The 17,610-nt window shown below is 59.9% G+C and carries 19 protein-coding genes; 4 read left to right on the top strand and 15 right to left on the bottom strand.

Features of this window, described 5'->3' with window-relative positions; all coding sequences use genetic code 11:
- Positions 1-128: 128 nt before the first annotated feature.
- The 3 genes from RCJ00_RS12500 to RCJ00_RS12490 all read right to left on the bottom strand — a co-directional run bounded on the left by RCJ00_RS12500 (position 129) and on the right by RCJ00_RS12490 (position 3,862).
- Positions 129-1,424, bottom strand: coding sequence for an ammonium transporter (locus RCJ00_RS12500; RefSeq protein ID WP_316222283.1), 1,296 nt, complete (start codon positions 1,422-1,424; stop codon positions 129-131).
- Positions 1,425-1,683: 259 nt separating this feature from the next.
- Complete coding sequence (locus RCJ00_RS12495; protein ID WP_316222794.1) at positions 1,684-2,850, bottom strand: DegT/DnrJ/EryC1/StrS family aminotransferase; 1,167 nt, start codon at positions 2,848-2,850, stop codon at positions 1,684-1,686.
- Between the two features lie 103 nt (positions 2,851-2,953).
- A complete protein-coding gene (locus RCJ00_RS12490; protein WP_316222282.1) occupies positions 2,954-3,862 on the bottom strand; it encodes a hypothetical protein in 909 nt (302 codons plus the stop codon).
- Between the two features lie 204 nt (positions 3,863-4,066).
- On the opposite strand from RCJ00_RS12490, the gene RCJ00_RS12485 reads away from it, so the two are divergent.
- On the top strand, positions 4,067-5,500 hold the full coding sequence (locus RCJ00_RS12485; protein ID WP_316222281.1) for an aldehyde dehydrogenase family protein: 1,434 nt from the start codon (positions 4,067-4,069) through the stop codon (positions 5,498-5,500).
- A gap of 78 nt (positions 5,501-5,578) precedes the next feature.
- On the opposite strand, the gene msrB is transcribed toward RCJ00_RS12485, so the two are convergent.
- The 11 genes from msrB to RCJ00_RS12430 form a co-directional block, all read right to left on the bottom strand.
- Positions 5,579-6,061 carry a peptide-methionine (R)-S-oxide reductase MsrB gene (gene msrB / locus RCJ00_RS12480; RefSeq protein WP_316222280.1) on the bottom strand — a complete coding sequence of 161 codons (483 nt, stop codon included), beginning with the start codon at positions 6,059-6,061 and terminating at the stop codon, positions 5,579-5,581.
- An 11-nt stretch (positions 6,062-6,072) separates the two neighbouring features.
- A complete protein-coding gene (locus RCJ00_RS12475) occupies positions 6,073-6,645 on the bottom strand; it encodes a GNAT family N-acetyltransferase (protein WP_316222279.1) in 573 nt (190 codons plus the stop codon).
- Entirely contained in the window at positions 6,638-7,630 is a 993-nt protein-coding gene (pseG, locus tag RCJ00_RS12470) for a UDP-2,4-diacetamido-2,4,6-trideoxy-beta-L-altropyranose hydrolase (protein WP_316222278.1), read from the bottom strand. The genes RCJ00_RS12475 and pseG overlap by 8 nt, the downstream gene beginning before the upstream one ends.
- Positions 7,631-7,695: 65 nt before the next feature.
- Positions 7,696-8,700 (bottom strand): ketoacyl-ACP synthase III, encoded by a 1,005-nt coding sequence (locus RCJ00_RS12465; protein ID WP_316222277.1) that lies wholly within the window; start codon positions 8,698-8,700, stop codon positions 7,696-7,698.
- 13 nt (positions 8,701-8,713) lie between these two features.
- On the bottom strand, positions 8,714-9,457 hold the full coding sequence (locus tag RCJ00_RS12460) for an SDR family NAD(P)-dependent oxidoreductase (RefSeq protein WP_316222276.1): 744 nt from the start codon (positions 9,455-9,457) through the stop codon (positions 8,714-8,716).
- Positions 9,454-10,533, bottom strand: a complete 1,080-nt coding sequence (locus tag RCJ00_RS12455; protein WP_316222275.1) for an AMP-binding protein — start codon at positions 10,531-10,533, stop codon at positions 9,454-9,456. Before RCJ00_RS12455 ends, RCJ00_RS12460 begins: the two co-directional genes overlap by 4 nt.
- A gap of 3 nt (positions 10,534-10,536) precedes the next feature.
- Positions 10,537-10,773 carry a phosphopantetheine-binding protein gene (locus RCJ00_RS12450; RefSeq protein ID WP_316222273.1) on the bottom strand — a complete coding sequence of 79 codons (237 nt, stop codon included), beginning with the start codon at positions 10,771-10,773 and terminating at the stop codon, positions 10,537-10,539.
- Entirely contained in the window at positions 10,760-11,596 is an 837-nt protein-coding gene (locus tag RCJ00_RS12445; protein ID WP_316222272.1) for an alpha/beta fold hydrolase, read from the bottom strand. Before RCJ00_RS12445 ends, RCJ00_RS12450 begins: the two co-directional genes overlap by 14 nt.
- Positions 11,593-12,390 carry an SDR family NAD(P)-dependent oxidoreductase gene (locus tag RCJ00_RS12440; RefSeq protein ID WP_316222271.1) on the bottom strand — a complete coding sequence of 266 codons (798 nt, stop codon included), beginning with the start codon at positions 12,388-12,390 and terminating at the stop codon, positions 11,593-11,595. The genes RCJ00_RS12445 and RCJ00_RS12440 overlap by 4 nt, the downstream gene beginning before the upstream one ends.
- Positions 12,380-13,558, bottom strand: a complete 1,179-nt coding sequence (locus tag RCJ00_RS12435) for an aromatic ring-hydroxylating oxygenase subunit alpha (protein ID WP_316222269.1) — start codon at positions 13,556-13,558, stop codon at positions 12,380-12,382. The genes RCJ00_RS12440 and RCJ00_RS12435 overlap by 11 nt, the downstream gene beginning before the upstream one ends.
- On the bottom strand, positions 13,495-14,562 hold the full coding sequence (locus tag RCJ00_RS12430; RefSeq protein WP_316222268.1) for a 3-oxoacyl-ACP synthase III family protein: 1,068 nt from the start codon (positions 14,560-14,562) through the stop codon (positions 13,495-13,497). The genes RCJ00_RS12435 and RCJ00_RS12430 overlap by 64 nt, the downstream gene beginning before the upstream one ends.
- 138 nt (positions 14,563-14,700) lie before the next feature.
- On the opposite strand from RCJ00_RS12430, the gene RCJ00_RS12425 reads away from it, so the two are divergent.
- From RCJ00_RS12425 to RCJ00_RS12415, 3 genes are read left to right on the top strand one after another with little or no spacing between them, the layout of a single operon-like run.
- On the top strand, positions 14,701-14,922 hold the full coding sequence (locus RCJ00_RS12425) for a phosphopantetheine-binding protein (RefSeq protein ID WP_316222267.1): 222 nt from the start codon (positions 14,701-14,703) through the stop codon (positions 14,920-14,922).
- Between the two features lie 45 nt (positions 14,923-14,967).
- The gene (gene pseF, locus RCJ00_RS12420; protein ID WP_316222266.1) at positions 14,968-15,657 is read left to right on the top strand and encodes a pseudaminic acid cytidylyltransferase; all 690 of its coding nucleotides are present in this window, start codon (positions 14,968-14,970) and stop codon (positions 15,655-15,657) included.
- A gap of 40 nt (positions 15,658-15,697) precedes the next feature.
- On the top strand, positions 15,698-16,939 hold the full coding sequence (locus RCJ00_RS12415; protein ID WP_316222265.1) for a M24 family metallopeptidase: 1,242 nt from the start codon (positions 15,698-15,700) through the stop codon (positions 16,937-16,939).
- Positions 16,940-16,955: 16 nt separating this feature from the next.
- Here the strand turns inward: RCJ00_RS12415 and RCJ00_RS12410 are convergent, their stop codons facing one another.
- Complete coding sequence (locus tag RCJ00_RS12410) at positions 16,956-17,588, bottom strand: trimeric intracellular cation channel family protein (RefSeq protein ID WP_316222264.1); 633 nt, start codon at positions 17,586-17,588, stop codon at positions 16,956-16,958.
- Positions 17,589-17,610: the final 22 nt, after the last annotated feature.

The raw sequence follows: 17,610 nt of genomic DNA, 5'->3' as shown, positions 1-17,610 counted from the left end.
TTGCCGCGGTCGCATAAGCCTCTGACATGCGAACCCCCTCGGTTGGTCCCGCGGCCGCCCCGTGTGGGGTGGGCCTGGAGATCAATCGCGAGGGGGAAACTTCAGTCCAGCCTTTCAGCCTTTTGACTTTATCCGTGCAGGGTCTCCCCGTGCTGCGATTGATCGAGGCCCTCGATCTCCTCTTCCTCTGTTACTCGCAGGCCTGTTGTAAACTTGCAGACCATGAGAATGAGGTAGGTGAGAATGGCGCTCCAGCCTATGACCACTACCAGGCCAATAAACTGTTTGAGTACCGAGGCACCCGCCCCCGCCGGATTTATAGCTGTATTGGCGAAGACCGCTGTCAGCAGGGCGCCGGTAAATCCGCCGACCGCATGGACGCCGAAGGCGTCGAGCGAGTCATCGTATTTGAATATATTCTTTATATAGGTCGATGCCACGTAGCAGACGGGGCCTGTGATCAGCCCAATCAACATGGCGCCGCCCGGCGTCACGAAACCCGCCGCCGGCGTGATGGCGACCAGGCCAGCGATCATACCAGAGACCATGCCCAGCAGGGTTGGCTGTTTGCGTTCCCACCATTCCGGCACGATCCAGCCGATGGCGCCGGTCATGGTGGCGACGATGGTATTTAGCATGGCCACCGAAGCGCGGCTATCGGCTGCCCATTCCGAACCGGCATTGAAACCGATCCAGCCGAAGAGCAACATCGAAGCACCGATCATGGTGTAGCCGAGATTATGCGGGGCCATATTGTCACGGCCGAAGCCCTTGCGCTTGCCAAGCACCAGACAGGCGACCAGACCCGCAACACCGGAATTGACATGTACCACCGCGCCACCGGCGAAATCCAGCACGCCCATGGCGCCAAGGAAACCACCGCCCCACACCCAGTGGCAGACCGGCGCATAGACGAGCACAGACCACAGGGCAATGAACAGGCAGAAGGCGGAAAATTTCATGCGCTCGACGATCGACCCGGCGATCAGGGCGGGCGTTATGATGGCAAACGTCATCTGGTAAGCGATCCAGAGATATTCCGGCAGGTTCGGCGCGGCTTTGTACGCCGTGTCGAGCTTGACGCCGTTCAGCAGGGCGATATCGAAGCCGCCGACGATCTTGTTTATGACGCTATCGGCATTTCCGCCGCCGACACCAAATGCCAGGCTATAACCGATCAGAATCCACAACACCGTCGCGATGACCGTGACCGCCACCGATTGCGCCAAAGTTGATAGAAGGTTCTTCTTGCGAACCATGCCGCCGTAAAACAAGGCCAGGCCTGGCAAGGTCATGAACAGGACCAGGGCGGTGGCTACGATCATCCACGCCGTATCGCCGGCATTCAGGCTCAGTACAGCCTGATGCGCCAGCAGCTTGGGAGCTGCCGCCACGACATTCGTGCCTGACTGAATAAGCGCCATGTTTTCCCGTCACCCCAAAAATAACAAATCGCCACCCAAACACACATCCGGCGCACCACGGAGCATAAGCCCGTGTTTTGCACACGCGAAGTAGGGGTATTTTTTGTCCATAGCGGAAGATTATCGGCTTGAAAAGACAAATTTTACCGGCAAGCCGACTAAATTTGAGAAATTTTCCGACAAGATGCCACAAACTCGCGCAACGGCGTCAAGCAAAGGGCGTAAATGGCATATTCAAGCCAATATCCTGCGCGCCGACCTATCCCTGATTTTCGAACGACAGGACCGCCGCAACGATCTCATCCTGCGTCGCCGCATCGAGATAGGGACTGAACGGCAAGCTGATCACCGTCTTCGACTTGGCTTCCGATACCACCAGATCACCCGTTCCCGACGTGAACATGGCGTACCCTGGCTGCTGATGCAGAGGGATCGGATAATAGACCGCAGACGGGACGCCCTTAGCGCGCAGGTGCGCCTGCAAAGCATCCCGGTTTTGATGCTCGATGGTATATTGCGCCCAGGTCGACACGTATCCGTCGCGGACGTGCGGCACCGATATAACCTTTCCGCCCAGGCGTTCATTGTAGCGCCGGGCTACGGTCTGGCGCAGGTCTATTTCCTCCGCGAAGATAGCCAGCTTCTCGATCAGGACGGCCGCCTGGATGCTGTCCAGACGCGAATTCATGCCGATACGGACATTGAGATATTTGGCTTCATGCGTGTAGTTCATCGTGGCCGCATCGGTTGGCGTCGCGCCGCCATGCACCCGGAAAGAAATCATCTTCTCCATCAGCGCGTCGTCATTCGTCGCCACCGCGCCGCCATCACCGTAGCAGCCCAGCGGCTTGGCCGGATAGAAGCTGGTCGCCGTGGCGACGCACCACTCCAGCGGCTGCCGACCGTTGATGGTGCCGCCAAACCCCTGCGCCGAATCGCAAATCAGATGCAGCCCGTATTTTTTGGCGATCTCTGACAAAGCAGGATAATCCGCCGGCTGACCGAAAAGATCGACCGCGATGATGGCGGCTGGCTTCAACCGGCCCTCGGTCTGCACGGCCTGAATGGCAGCCTCCACCTTGGCGGGATCGAGATTATAGGTGTCGGCCTGGATATCGCAGAAGACCGGCTCGGCGCCCGTCATCGGCACGACTTCGGCGGTGGCGACAAAGGTGAAGGCGGGCACGAACACAGCGTCGCCCTTACCGACGCCCAAGCCCAGAAGGATCAGCTCGATAGCGTCGGTGCCGTTGGCGCAGGACAGGGTATGCTTCGCGCCGGCAAAGGCGGACATGTCGGCTTCGAACGCCTTGACCTCCGGCCCCATGATGTAGGCGCCATGCTTGATAACCTTGAGAACGGCGTCCTCGATCTTCGCGCCGATACGTTCGCGCTGGATGCCGAGATCGATAAACGGAATAGCCATGATGCCTGCCTTCAACTGTCCCGCCCGCTCGGCGGTCGTTTTGGCTTTAACCAGCATATGAGATCAATGCATCTCAAAAGGCATTTCCCAAGGTTTCAGTAAATCAGGACCCCGCCATTTGTTTGGCATCGAAACGGCTGACATCGAATTCGAACTCTGGGCTGCCTTCCTGGTAAACAGGCGCTTCGATCACGACGCGCTTGGCACTTTGCAGACTTTCGGAAAACCGCTTGTAATTGCGGATGAACAGAACTTCTGTGCTGTGATCAGCGGCCTCCGCAGCGGTGAATTTGACGGGCGGCTTATCGTCGAATTTGACCAGCACGCTGCAGCCATCATAAGAATTACAAAGGAATTGTCCTTTTGTCATACTGAGAATGACGTCATTGCCGTATCGGGGATGCTTGCGCAGCGTCAGTTCACCGTGTTGAGCGCCGTTGTAAGGAAAGCTGAAATTGACGGTGTTCTCACTATCGACAGCGGCGCTGTGAGACGCCTTGCCACTCATCGTATCGGTTTCGGTCAGATAACGCCAATTTGTGGCGACAGAAGAGGCGCTTGACGCCGCAACTTGGACGCTGGAGGAATCGGCTTGTTTGCTAGATGAAGCGGCAACCACGGTTGCCGGCTTGTCTTTCGAGCCGGAAAGGCTGCCGATCAGATACAGCCCAAACAAGACGGCCGCACCAATAGCTATCCATTTGCCAATGCCGAACGACTTTCCAGGTAAAATAAGAAGCGCCTTCGCCTTTTCGGCATTTTCCCGGGAAATCCGAATCTTGCTGCCCGTGTCAACCACCAGCACATATTCGTCGCCTCCTACCGAAACGACGTCAACCAATTCGAATTTATGCTGAATATCCCCTTCCTGGAGCAGGACCTTTACCGTCTTGCCCGACCTCTGCAACCTGACCTGAAAACCTTTTACTGTCGTGAAATTCAGACTCTTGTTTTGCACGGATATCCCCCAAAAAGCGCCTCGTGCCTTCACGCTAACATGGCGCCAAATCAAAGCGCAACCCTACGATTACCCGCCGCCGTGCAAAATAAAAATCCTGTATACACTGATAAATTATCCCTACCGGCCTTCCCATTAAACATTTGTCTGACTATATAGGAGGCACAATATCCATCTTGTGAGCGCTACCACAACGGCCTATAGAGCCGCATCACGCGTATCCCGAATAATGCCACGTAAACGAGGAGACCATAGGTCATGACCACCAAGGGCAATCTGATCAACGGCGAATGGGTCGTCACGGAAAAGACGTTCAACGACATCAACCCGTCCGACACAAATGATATCATCGGCACCTATGCGGTCGCCGGCGAATCCGAAGTCGATGCCGCCATCAAGGCCGCCCGCGGCGCCTTCGAAACGTGGCAGTATTCGACGCCGCAGCAGCGTTTCGACGTGCTCGACAACGCCGGCACGGAAATCCTGGCCCGCAAGGCCGAGCTGGGCGCGCTTCTGTCGCGCGAAGAAGGCAAGACCCTGCCGGAAGGCATCGGCGAAGTCACCCGCGCCGGCCACATCTTCAAGTTTTTTGCTGGCGAAGCCCTGCGTGCGCACGGCGAAGTGCTTGATTCGGTTCGTCCCGGCGTCAAGGTCGAAATCACCCGTGAGCCAGTCGGCGTCATCGGTCTGATCTGCCCGTGGAACTTCCCCATTGCCATTCCGGCGTGGAAAATGGCCCCGGCCATTGCCTTCGGCAACACAGTTGTCTTCAAGCCCGCCGAACTCACCCCGGCCTGCGCCTGGGAACTGGCTGACATTCTGAACCGCGCTGGCCTGCCCAAGGGCGTACTGAACATGGTGTTCGCCCGCGGTTCGGTCGCCGGTCCGTTGATGATCGACGGCTGCGACGCCATTTCCTTCACCGGCTCGGTGCCGACCGGCACGCGCGTCCGTGATCAAGCGGTCGCCAAGGGCAAGCGCGTCCAGTGCGAAATGGGCGGCAAGAACCCGGTGGTCGTCCTCGACGACGCCGACCTCGACAACGCCGTCAATTCGGTGCTGAACTCGTCCTTCTTCTCATCCGGTCACCGCTGCACCGCATCTTCGCGGATTATTGTCACCGAAGGCATCGCCGATACCTTCGTCGCCAAGCTGGCCGAAGCCGCCAAGGCGATCAAGGTGGGGGATTCCCGCGCCGATGGCGTCCAGATGGGCCCGATCGCCAGCCAGGAACAACTCGACATCGCCCGTGACGCGGTGGCCAAGGCCAAGGCCGAAGGCGGCGCTATCGTTGCTGGCGGTGAAGACCTCACCTTCGGGACGCCGGGCTATTATTACGCCCCGACCCTGATCGACAAGACGACCCCCGACATGGCGATCAATAAGGAAGAAGTCTTCGGTCCCGTGGCCTCGGTCATCCGCGTCAAGGATCTGGAAGAAGCCATCAAGGTCGCCAACGACACGGAAATGGGCCTGTCGGCCGGTATCTGCACCAAGTCGCTCAAGTCAGCGGAAACCTTCAAGCGCCGCATCCAGGCGGGTATGGTCATGGTCAACCTGCCGACCGCCGGCGTTGATTACCACGTCCCGTTCGGCGGCCGTAAGGCCAGCTCCTTCGGCCCGCGCGAACAAGGTGCCTACGCGAAGGAATTCTACACCATCGTCAAGACGGCCTATCAATTGCCGGTCTAGGCGTGAAACCATCCGTATACGGAAAATGAAAAGCGGCTCCTAACGGAGCCGCTTTTTTGTTACGCACTCAATAGATGCCTAGCCGCCGATCGGCTGGCCCTCCGGCGCCCCGCGCCCCAAGCGATCGGGCAGTGGCTGTCCTTCCGGGACGAAGTCCATGGCGACCGAGTTCAGGCAATAGCGCAGGCCGGTTGGCCGCGGCCCGTCCTCGAACACGTGACCAAGATGGGAATCGCAACGGGCACACCGGATTTCGATGCGGACCATGCCATGCGACCGGTCGGCGATATTGCGAATATGGTCGGGAGCTATGCCCTGATAAAAGCTGGGCCACCCCGATCCCGAATGGAACTTGGCGTGGCTGTCGAATAGCGGTAGGTCGCACAGATTGCAGATATAGGTGCCTTCATCCTCATACTCGTCGAACTTGCCGCAAAATGGCGGCTCGGTGCCGTGGTCAAGCAGGATGCGACGTGCTTCGGGATCCAGGCGCGCAGCCAGGTCCTGAATCTGTTGCGGCGTAGGCGGTGTCAGGTCGAAACCCAGGCTGGATTTACTCATAGGACGCTCCTTCATAGGCCTCTATATACGGTCTCTTCGCCCCACCAGTTACGGGTATCACGAAATTTTTTTCGGAAGGCCGCCCACTCCGCCGCTGTCTGCTCGAAAATATGCAGGTCGTGGCGAATGCTGTCCTTCAACGCATGGTCTTTCAGCACGCCGACATGGCGATAGCCATTGAATGCCTGCGCACGGACCGTCCGGTCGTTCCAGTCGACGACATGGTTGACCAGCTTATGCAGCCCCATGGTGAAGAAGGCATGATTGAGCGTGCCTACGAAGTTGTAGGCCGTTAGTTCTTTCGGCGCCGAACTGTCACCAATATAGACGCCGATTTCGCCTATGCTCGACCGCTTGTCGGTGACGGTGATCGACGCATAGCCGACGTCGCGACCTTCAATCCGAATAACACAATGCTCGTAGTCATCGCGCGCATTGCACGCCGCGATCCACCGTTCCTGACGCGCGATATCATAGGGCACATCCGTCAGCATGTATTTTGTGATGTGGAGGGCCGTGCGCCAGTCCAATAACAAGCGGGCATCACCGGGTACGACCGGCCGGTAGGACAGGAACTCATACATTTTTCATCACCTCCACAATGCGTTGCGGCCCATTTCCGTCGACCACGGCATGCGCGTGCTGCGCAATATCGGCGCGGCGGGCCGGGTCATTTATAAGCTTTTTGATTTCACTGCCTAAACCTTCCGGCAAGCCCGTGCGGGCATCGATGACCGGGTACGGGCAGGCTTTGAGGGCCGACGCCTGGTTGTCGTAAACGACCAAAACAAGCGCCGGCAACCCCATGGCAGCAATCTCACCCACACTGCCACCGGCCGCCGTCAGCACCAAGGACGCGCCACAAAGGGCTTGCGCCACGCTGGCCGGACTTTGCACAACGGACACAGCGTTTAACTCTTGTTCTAACGCCATCAAATCGGCGGAATGGATATTTGCCGGCCCGGCAATAATTCGGATCGGCGTATCCGGCAGGGTCTCACGCAAGAGGCGCGCGCATCGGCCACTCAGTTGCAACGGGTCGCTGCCGCCGAACAGTATCGCGATGAAGCCGCCATCGTACGCGTCATCGCTATGTTGCAGAAATTCCTTACGGATTAAGGCGTAATCGGGCCCTAGGCACAGCCGCGCTGAGGTCTTGCGTTCATAGTCAATCCGGCGCGCCGCCTGCGCCGGATTGATGATCAGGTCACAATCGTAGCGTGCCAGGGCGTTCATGTCGTCGATCACCGCTACCCGAGCAGCGGGAGTCTGGAGCGTCAGATAGTCTTCCGTAACCTGATAGCTGTCGATCAACAGCCAGTCTCGGTCGCGAGACAGGTTCAGCGCGCCCATGGCCATGAAGTCCGCCGCCGAACCGGGGGAACCGCACACGGCCACACCCTCAGCGCCGATGTCATGCAACCTCGCCAACACCGCATCCCCCACTTCATTGAGCAGGAAGGTCACGGGGATATCGTGCGTGCGCGCCGTTTCGGCAATGGCGAAACAGCGCATGAAATGGCCCATGCCGATCTGAGGTGACGCCTCGGTACGGATCAACAGCCGCATGTCTGGAGCACTTTCCGAAGAGTGTGACGCACTTTTCGAATTAAAAAGTGCGAAAAAATAAAATTCTAGGCCACCCGAATGATGTCGTGGCAGACCGGCGAAGGCGTTTGCCATACGGTCGTCGCCCATGACCAGCCGACGCCGAAACCGCACAGCAAAAGCGACAGGTCAGGCTGCGGCGCTACCCGGTTCAGATGATCGCATATGGCCAGAGGAATTGAGGTGGACGAGGTGTTGCCGAAGTCGCGTATGGCATAGACCAGTTGGTCCTCCCGCGCCTTGATCTTCTGCCCCAGGGTCTTGAGCATCATGGCGTTTGCTTGATGCAGGATGATGTGATCGATGTCGCCGATGTCACGTCCGGCCGCCGCCAGGGCGCGGGCGATCGAGGGAGCGACCTGCTTAAGGGAAAAGGCCATGACCTGGGTGCCGTCCATGAACAACTCAGGCTGCCCCGGCGCTACCAGCCCGCCGGTTTTCGACATCAGATAAGGGGCGCCAGAGCCATCTGACCCCAGATCGAAGGCAATATGTCCACCGTCGTCCAGTTCCAGCGCCGTCACCGCCACGGCATCGCCGAACAGCGGCGCCAGTGATCGATTGGAATCCGAAATCATGCGCGTGGTGATATCGCCCGAGACAAGCAGGGCCCGGGTAATGCCGCCTGACTGCATCATCGCATTCGCGACAGACAGGCCGTACCCGTAGCCGGAACAGCCCAGCGCCAAGTCAAAGGTCGCCGTATGCATGCCCAGCTTCAGACGGTTTTGCAGGATACAGGCCGTTGACGGCAGAGGATAATCCGGCGTCTGAGTAATCACGATCAACAGACCGATACTGGCAGTGTCCCAGCCCAGCCTCTCAATCAGTTGCGCCGCCGCCGCCTGGCCCAGATCGCTGACCGTATGATGCGCGGATATCGGTCGCCGTTCGATGCCGGTCACCGACATGATCTTGGCCATGGCGTCCACGCCAAAGGTGACGCCCAGGTCGGCGTTTTCGCTGACCGTCTCCGGTAGGGCGGTGACGATGCCACAAAGTTTCGGGGCGCGGGTGGAAAAGGTGACCATCAATGCGCTCGTTTCATGAGGTAAGGCCGCCATCGACGACAAGCGTCTGGCCCGTGATGAAGCCTGCCTCTTCCGATACCAGAAAGCGCACGAGATGGACGACATCGGCCAGTTCGCATAAGCGGTTAAGCGGCGTGCGGCGCACGATCTGGTCCAGTTGCCGGTCGTCCAGGCCTTCCGACAGGGCGGTTTTCATGTAGCCCGGCGCGACCGAATTGACCGTAATGCCGATACGGCCAACTTCGCGCGCCAGGGCGCGGGAAAAGCCATCAAGTCCTGCTTTCGACGCCGCATAGGCGGTCAGACCGGTATAGCCGCGCAGGCCCGTAATTGAAGAAATATTGATGATACGTCCCGATTTGCGCGTCCTCATCATCCGGCGCAAGACGGACCGGGTCAGACAGATGGCGCCGGTCAGATTGACCTGAAGAACCTGCTCGATATCGCTGACAGGCAGGGTCGAGAGAATGCCTTCGACCGACATGCCGGCATTGTTCACCACGCCCCACAGACGCTGGCCGGCGAACGCCGTCGTAGCGGCGGAGACGAAGCCTTCGATGGCCTGTGTATCGGCCATATCGACCGCCTGCCACAGGAACTTATCGCCATGAACCGCCTTGAGGGCCTCCAGGTCATCGCCAAAGGTCGTGCTGCATCCCGCCACACCGTAACCGTGGGCCAGCAGGTCGCGCGCCAGGGCCAGGCCCAATCCGCGGCTGACACCGCTCACGATCAGCCATTTGTGGTCAGTCGTCATGACACCCTCGATTTTTTGCCCGTCGCGCCCACATCGATATGCGTGACAAAACGCAGACTGACTGGGCGCTGCGCACGCGGCAGGGTTTGTAAGTGTGCCTTGATTTGCGCTTCGGCCAAATCGGAATCTGGTTTAAGCACGATATCGGCGACCAGAACGTGCCCCGTCACCGGGTTAGGACGGGCCGACACGCGCGCCTCCTGGACGATAGGCAAGGCCAGCAGGTGGGCCTCCACCGTCTCAGGATAGACCTTCACCCCACCAATATTCACCATGGCGTCGATCCGTCCCTTGAACAGGACACGATCGGCGGTCACTTCGATCACATCGCCCGTATCGCGCCCCCGGACGGCCAGTGTGCCTCGATCGGTCAGCGTCAGGTCGCCGCTGAGCCAATCACGCGGAAAACCCGCCTTGCCATCTCGGACGGAAAACACCGTGCCCGCCTCGGTGGTTGCATAGATGTGGCGCAGGGCCGCATCCGGAAACCGCTTCCGCAGGATATCGAGCAAGGTCTGTTCGGCGGCCTCGCCACCCAGGGTGAGGCTTTTTAGGGACAGAGGGCGCGATCCCAGCGCCATGACAAAGGCACGCCAAAAGGTCGGCGTTCCGGAGATATGTGTAACGTTCGTTCTAACTGCCAGATCGGCCATATCCGCAACAGATGCGTGCAGTGACGGCACGATCAGCACATGCGGGCCGGCCATGGCGGATAAGATGACCTGAACTCCGGCAAAGCTACCCGGATTGAAGGTCAGGAGCCAGCGAGCGGTATCACCCGGCGTCCCCGGAGCAATGCGGGCACTCAAGGCGTCACGGGCATGCCCGACCCATTTCGGAATACCGGTCGTACCAGAGGTTTGTAACCAGACCTGTCCCGCGTCCCTATCCACCGACGGCGGAGGCACCGACGCATCGCGCAGAACATAGAGGTCGCCTTCTGCGGCCAAACCCGCGATCAGGTCGCGCACAGCGCTTTGTCTGACGTCGATAATGGACGCCGAACGCGGCGCAATATCCGCCCCGGACGTAACCGCTTCGCCCTCGATCAGCTGAAAATGGGGATCGAGGCGCATGAGTCAGCCGCCGAACAGTGCAGCCAGTTCGCCCGCCGTATGGAAAAGAACGAAACCATCGGCAAAAGGCGTCAGGCCCGTTTTTTCCTCGAGCACAACCACCAAGGTCGCCAGATCGAGGCTATCGATATCCAGCGGCCCGTTCAGCAGTGGCGTGTCGGCGGCAATTTCGCCCGCATCCGCCCCTTTGTCGGTCAGGATTTGCGTCAGTTCTTCGCGGATCAGGTCAAGAGCGGACATGGGACAGGAATTCCTTCAGATGGGCAACGACGGCGGCAGGATCTTCCATATGCGGCAGATGCCCCGCGCCGGGAACAAGGTGAAATGGGGCTGATTTCGGCAGACGACTGGCGTCCGGCACTGGAATCAGGCGGTCATGCTCGCCCCACAAAATCTGGATCGGACAGCGGACACGGGACCAGTCGAACCCTTCGGGCGACAGGGCCAGCCCGTAGGCCTTCGCATTACCCAGAAGGGCCATAAGCGCGGCTGAGCGTATCGGGTCGCTCGCCGCGGCGTGGAGCGATGCCGCGACCGATACGGCGATATTGCGCCCACGGGGCCCTAGCAGATGATCCGCCAGGGCCGAAGCCGCCTGCGGCGTACCTGCGGCCAGAAAGGTGTCAAGGCTGTCGTGATGGAAGTCACCGCCCAGTCCGGCCGGTGATATCAGGGACAGGGAACGGACCCGCTCACCGTAAGCCAACGTATATCCGAGGGCGATTTTTGCCCCCATAGAGTGCCCGACCACGTGGGCAGTACGAATGTCGAGCACGTCCATCGCCTCATCAAGCCAGCCGGTCATGAAGCCCAAGGTGGCATCGCCCGCATCGGCGGCGCTGCGGCCGTGACCGGGCAGATCGATGGCGATCAGGCGATGGCTGGCGGCCAATGGCACCAAGCACAATTGCCAGGTCAGAAGATCGGCGCCGAAACCGTGGAGGAAGACGACCGGTTCGCCCGCCGGATTGCCCATTTCAAGGTAGCCGAGCGCGCCATGGCCATGACGGTCGCTGACCGACAGGCTGATCTTGCGGCGCGGACGCGGCAGGGGCGCATTCATGCCAGGAAACCCCCGTCGACCGTCAGGATCGAACCGGTGATCCAGCGCGATGTGTCGGCGAGCAGAAAGGCGATGGCGGCGGCGACATCGTCGGGTTGCCCCAGACCCAGCGGATGCATATCGACGACACGTTTAAAATTGTCTTCCGACAGGATGCTGCGGAACTGGTCGGACATGGGGGTATCGACCATGGCGGGGGCTACGGCATTGACGCGCACACCATCGCGGACCAGTTCGACGCCCAGCCCTTTGACAGCTGAGACAATGCCGCCCTTTGACGCAGCATAGACGACATTACCCGGCGCGGTTTTTAACGCCGCCGATGAGGAACAATAGACCAGAGACGCCGGCACGCCATGACAGGCCTTAAGGCGGAACCCTTGCGCCAGCATCAGAGCCGCGCCCAGGTTTTGGCTCAGAACCTCCATGACAAAGTCCGGCTTGATCGCCTGAATCGGACGCGTGGCCTGCACGCCGGCGCAATGGGCTATGCCATTGAGCGGGCCGATTTCAGCGCACAGCGCCTTGAGCCAAGGCACGATGGCGTCCAGGTCGGACAGGTCGAACAGGCGGCCGATATGCCCCTCGCCCTGAAGCTGGCCCAGGACGGCGGTCAGCCGATCTTCGTTGCGACCGGACGCCACGATGCGGGCGCCGAGGCGCGACAGGTATATGGCCGTCGCCTTGCCGATGCCGCTGGTCGCCCCGGTGACCAGAATGGTCCGTCCAGCCAGCGACATGGGGTTGAAAGGCGGGGGATTGAAGGCCGGCTCGGGGCGTGAGTCAGTCGACATAGAGTCCCTCCGTGTCCTGCGCCGCCATGCGCGCGGCATAGGCCGTCTGGAAATGGGCAATGCGGCCCTCAAGCTCACCCAACAGGGGCGGTCGTCCCGGCGGCGCCTCACGCGTGCCGGCCTGAGCCAGGGCGCAGATGTCGCGATCTTCGTTGCGGACCTGCTCGGAAAAGGCTTTCAAACTGTCAACCACAAGGCCGCGAGCTGCGCGGCCATTGTTTTTCGCCAGCCAGGACGTGGAATTGATGCGCAGAGTCTGCGGTCCTGTCGGGTCGAAGGTCTGGAAGGTCAGGAACGCTCCGTAGGAGAAGGTGACGACGATATTGGGAAAGATAAGGAAATTGCCGTATTGCGGGTAACGGTCCGACGGCTCAAGCTTGATGCTTTTGGCGACATTGCCCCACCACTTCAGCGACCGCTCCTTGAGATTACCGACATAGCGGCTGTGTTCGGCGTCAGTGGAAATTTTCAGATCGATGCTGAGGATCAGGCCGAAGCTGTCGGCATGAACCAGGGGGACATGATAGCCTTCGGCGGCATTGTCCATGCCCAGCTTCCAGTTAGCGGCCCAGTCGTAGCTCGCCTGTTCGAAGCGATCGGGACAGACCTCGCTGACATGTTTCAGATCGTCGTAAAAGCTGCCGAGAAAGGTCGCCAGATCCGGACCATCCGAACTCATCCGCACAAAGACGAAATGGCCGACGGTTTCCAGAGCATAGCTGTGGAGGGCCAGCGCATCCTTGTCCGCCGCATCCAAACCAAAGCTTTGGGCATTGAGCGGGATGCCTATGGGCTTGCCCGCCGCGTCATAGGTCCAGCCATGATACGGACATTGCAGCACGCGATTGCCCTTACCGCACTGGATGCGTGAAAAGCGATGCGAACAGACATTGCGGAAAGCCTTCAGCTCGCCATTAAAATTCTGCACCACAATGGAATTGGGGCCGATCTGGGCGGTGATGAAGTCCTTGTCGGCCTGCAAATCCTGGGTAAAGCCCACACATAGCCATGACGGCTTGAAGATACGCTCAATTTCTTCGGCCAGCACGTCTTCGCGCCAGTAGTGGTCCGCAGGAATACGGCCAAGGCGATCCTGGTAGGTCATCAGGCGAGTTCCACCACTTGCGGCGCCGGCATTGGCCCTACCGTCATCTTGATGGCGCTCCATGACCAGCCCACACCAAAGCCCATCATGACGAGGCTTTTCGGCGTCTCGAACGCGTCCGACAGTCGCGCCGCTATGGTCAAGGGGATCGAGGCGGAGGAGGTATTGCCGAAGGTCTCCATGGCAACGGGCACCTTATCCTCGGGCAGGCCCGACTTCTTGCGCAGGTGATTGAGCATGAAGAGATTGGCCTGATGGAACAGCACGTAATCGACATCGTCTATGGTCGTATTGGCCGTTTCCAATATGCCCTTGACCAGGAGCGGCACGTTTTTAAGTGTGAAATTGAAAACCTCAGTGCCGTTCAGGTGCAGGCGGGATTTACGATATAGCTCTTCGGCGCGTTCGGGGCTGTGCGGCTCCTTCGGCGGCAGTAACGGGTGCTTAAGACCACCGGCTTCGATCAGGATATGCGGCGCGCCGGAGCCATCGGTGCCGAAGACACCGAACATATCATCCGCCTTCGGATCAATTTCCAGAGCGGTCGCGGAACCGGCATCGCCGAACAGCGGGATAGTGGCCCTGTCGCCTTCCATAAGCTTCGATGTCGATACGTCCCCGGCCAGCACCAGACCGCGCGCCGGCCTGCCGGCGACCTTGAGCGTCTGCATCAGCGACGCGGCCGTCCATAGGCCATAGGCATAGCCCGAACAGCCCAGATTGATGTCGAAGGCCAGGCATGACCCAAGCCCTAAGCGCGATTGCAGGGCGCAGGCCGTCGCCGGAATAACATAGTCGGCGCTTTGCGTCACCATGATCAGCACGTCGATGGTATCCCGCGCCCAGCCCAACTCATCGAGCAGGCCGTCGGCGGCCTTTTGACACAGGTCGGAGGTCAGGATGCCGGGGCGGGCGACATGGCGCGACCGCACGCCGATAGACCCCATCAGGCGCTCACGTTCGGCTTCATCGGGTATGATGTTTTCCGCCGCCAAATCGCGCGTTTCGGCAGGCACGCAGGCACGGATCCCCCGCAAACTCACGCCCTTCATCCTCGCTTCGGTCATGACCCAATCCTCAAACGCTCAACAAGTTCGGTGATTCGCGGCGCAATCACCAATCACAACCCTGCGCACCAAGAATTTAAGGGAATATTGACGGATTCACCCTTTTCCTTAACCCAGGAACATCATGTGGAGTACACCATGGACAAGCCCGCTTTTTTTGCCGCCGTCGCCGAAATTCTGGAAGCCGACCCGGCCGGTCTGACCGGCAATGAACATGTCAACGATATCGGCAACTGGGACAGCCTGTCGGTCATCTCCTTCGTCGCCATGGTTGACTCGGATATGGATCAGATCGTGGATGCCGAAAAGCTGAAAGATGCTAAGACGTTGAACGACCTGGCGGCCCTGGTCGGCCTCTAGGCGCATGCTTACGCCGCAGGATCGCCGAGGGACGCGCGTCCTGATATGAAAACCGTCGCCATTATCCCGGCGCGCGGCGGCTCGAAACGCATCCCGCGCAAGAACATCAAGCCGTTTTTCGGCAAACCCATGATCGCCTATTCCATCGAGGCGGCGATTGAATCGGGCCTGTTCGACACGGTGATCGTATCGACAGACGATGCGGAGATTGCCGAGGTCGCACGGTCCCATGGCGCCGAAATCCCCTTTATTCGTCCGGCCGAACTGGCCAATGACCATGCCGGGACCGGTTCGGTCGTCGTCCATGCCCTGAACTGGTTCGCAACGAACGGCACCCCTTACGATGCCGCCTGCTGCATCTACGCCACGGCGCCGCTTCTGGACCCTGCCCGGCTGAAAGAAGGATGGGACAAGCTCCAAGGCAAGCGGTTCGCTTTTTCCGTCACCTCCTACGCCTTTCCGATACAGCGCGCCCTGCGCCAGACATCCGACAGTAGCGTTGATATGTTCTGGCCGGAAAACCTCACCAAACGGTCCCAGGATCTGGAACCGGCCTATCACGACGCGGCGCAATTCTATTGGGGCTGGACCGACGCTTGGCTGAACGGTGAGATTACCTTCTCACCGATATCCGCGCCGGTCATTCTGCCGCGCACGGAAGTGGTTGATATTGACACGCCCGAAGACTGGGATGTCGCCGAGCTGACATACAAGGTGTTGAAATCCCGCGCCTGAGAGGTGTACCGTTGCAAATTCAACCAAAGGGGCAACGGTCATGATTTCCAGGCGTCTATTGTTGTCAGGCATGGCGGCCAGTACCGCAACGCCCGCTGTGTTTCTGTCTACGGCAGCTTCAGCGGGCGAGCCTGTCTCGCTGGCGGCCAGCGCTAAACCGATCGGCGCCGATGAACGCCTCACCCGTATCGCCAAGCTGCAAGGCCTGATGCAGGCCCAGAAGGTTGATGCCCTGATCGTCGAAAGCGGGCCATCGCTCGACTATTTCACCGGCGTGCGATGGGGACGATCGGAGCGAGTGACGGCGGCGGTCCTGCCTGCGCAAGGCCAGGCGATCATCGTCACCCCCGCCTTCGAAGAGCCGTCCGTGCGCGAAAGCCTTTTGATAGAGGCGCAGGTGCGCCCTTGGAACGAGGCCGATAACCCGGAAGCCGTCATGGTTCAGGCCCTCCAGGATCGCGGATTGGTGTCGGGCGTCATCGCCATCGAGCCGACGACACGCTTCTTCATCGTCGATGGCCTGAGGCAGGTCTCCAGCGCCGGTCGAGTGGTGTCGGGCGCTGCCCTGGTCAATGCCTGCCGCCAGATCAAATCACAGGCCGAACTGGCCCTCATGCAGACGGCCAACGATATTACCCTGGCGGCCTTGCGTCATACCCATGGCGAAGTCAGGGCCGGCATGACCGGCAAGGATATTGCCGCCATCATGAACACGGCGACCATAGCCTTGGGCGGCGCGCCGGAATTCGCCCTGACCTTGATCAACGAAGCCAGCGCATATCCGCACGGCTCAAAGCAGGTTCAGACGGTGCGCGAAGGCTCGGTTATACTGATGGACTGCGGATGCGCGGTGAATGGGTACGTATCGGATATCTCCCGCACCTGGATATTCGGTGAGCCCTCCGCCCGACAGCGTCAGGTATGGAACACCGTGCGGCGTGGCCAGGAGATAGCGCTCGAAACCGCGAAGGTCGGTGTACCCGTAGGCCATATCGACGACGCCGTGCGTGCCTATTATGAAAAGGAAGGCTGGGGGCCCGGTTATCGCCTGCCCGGGCTATCACACCGCACTGGCCACGGCATCGGCATGGAAGGCCACGAATCGCCATACCTGGTGCATAGCGACCTGACGCCGCTTCAGCCCGGCATGTGTTTTTCCGACGAACCAGGCCTATATATTCCCGGCGAATTCGGCATCCGGCTCGAAGATTGCTGGTACATGACCGTCAACGGACCAAAACTGTTTTCACCTCTGGCGAAATCGATCGACGACCCGATTTAGAGCCTAGGTGTCCGTTTCAATATTCGGTGTCGCCGCTGGCACCAGGGAAGCCCGGCAAGGCCAACCGGTAACGAATGGCCGCCGCCCGCAAGGCGAAGGCAGCAAAAAAGGCGATCATTGCCGCCGGCCAGAAGGACAGCCCCATCAGGGTCAGGCCCACGAATGCGCCCGCCCCCAGCAGGGCCGCCGTGACATAGATTTCCCGCGTCATGAGCAGGTTGGGCTCACCCGCCAACACATCGCGGATAATGCCGCCGAAACAGGTGGTCAGCACGCCCATGATCATGGCCGAAAACGGATGGACCCCGAGATTGAGCGCCTTGGCGGTACCCACGACGGCATAGGCCGCCAGACCGATGGCGTCGAGCCACAGAAGCGCCCGGAACCGCCAGCCCCGCTTGCCCGTCACCCAAACGATGACGGCGGCAATCAGACAGACAATGATATAGCCCGGCCGTTGAACCCAGAAGACCGGCGCGCCGATCAGCAGATCACGAAGAGTGCCGCCGCCAACGCCGGTAATGGCGGCGAAAAAGGCAAAGGTGATGATGTCCTGCTTACGCCGTGCGGCCGCCAGCGCGCCGGATGCACCGAAAACGGCGACGGCGGCGTAATCAAGCCAGTAAAAGGCGGTTTGCAGAGCATCCATGTGCCCGCGTTAGCATGGACGC

Origin of the sequence: Asticcacaulis aquihabitans (assembly GCF_032490435.1) — a bacterium.
Classification (GTDB): Bacteria; Pseudomonadota; Alphaproteobacteria; order Caulobacterales; family Caulobacteraceae; genus Asticcacaulis.
This window is presented reverse-complemented; position numbering and strand designations above follow the sequence as displayed.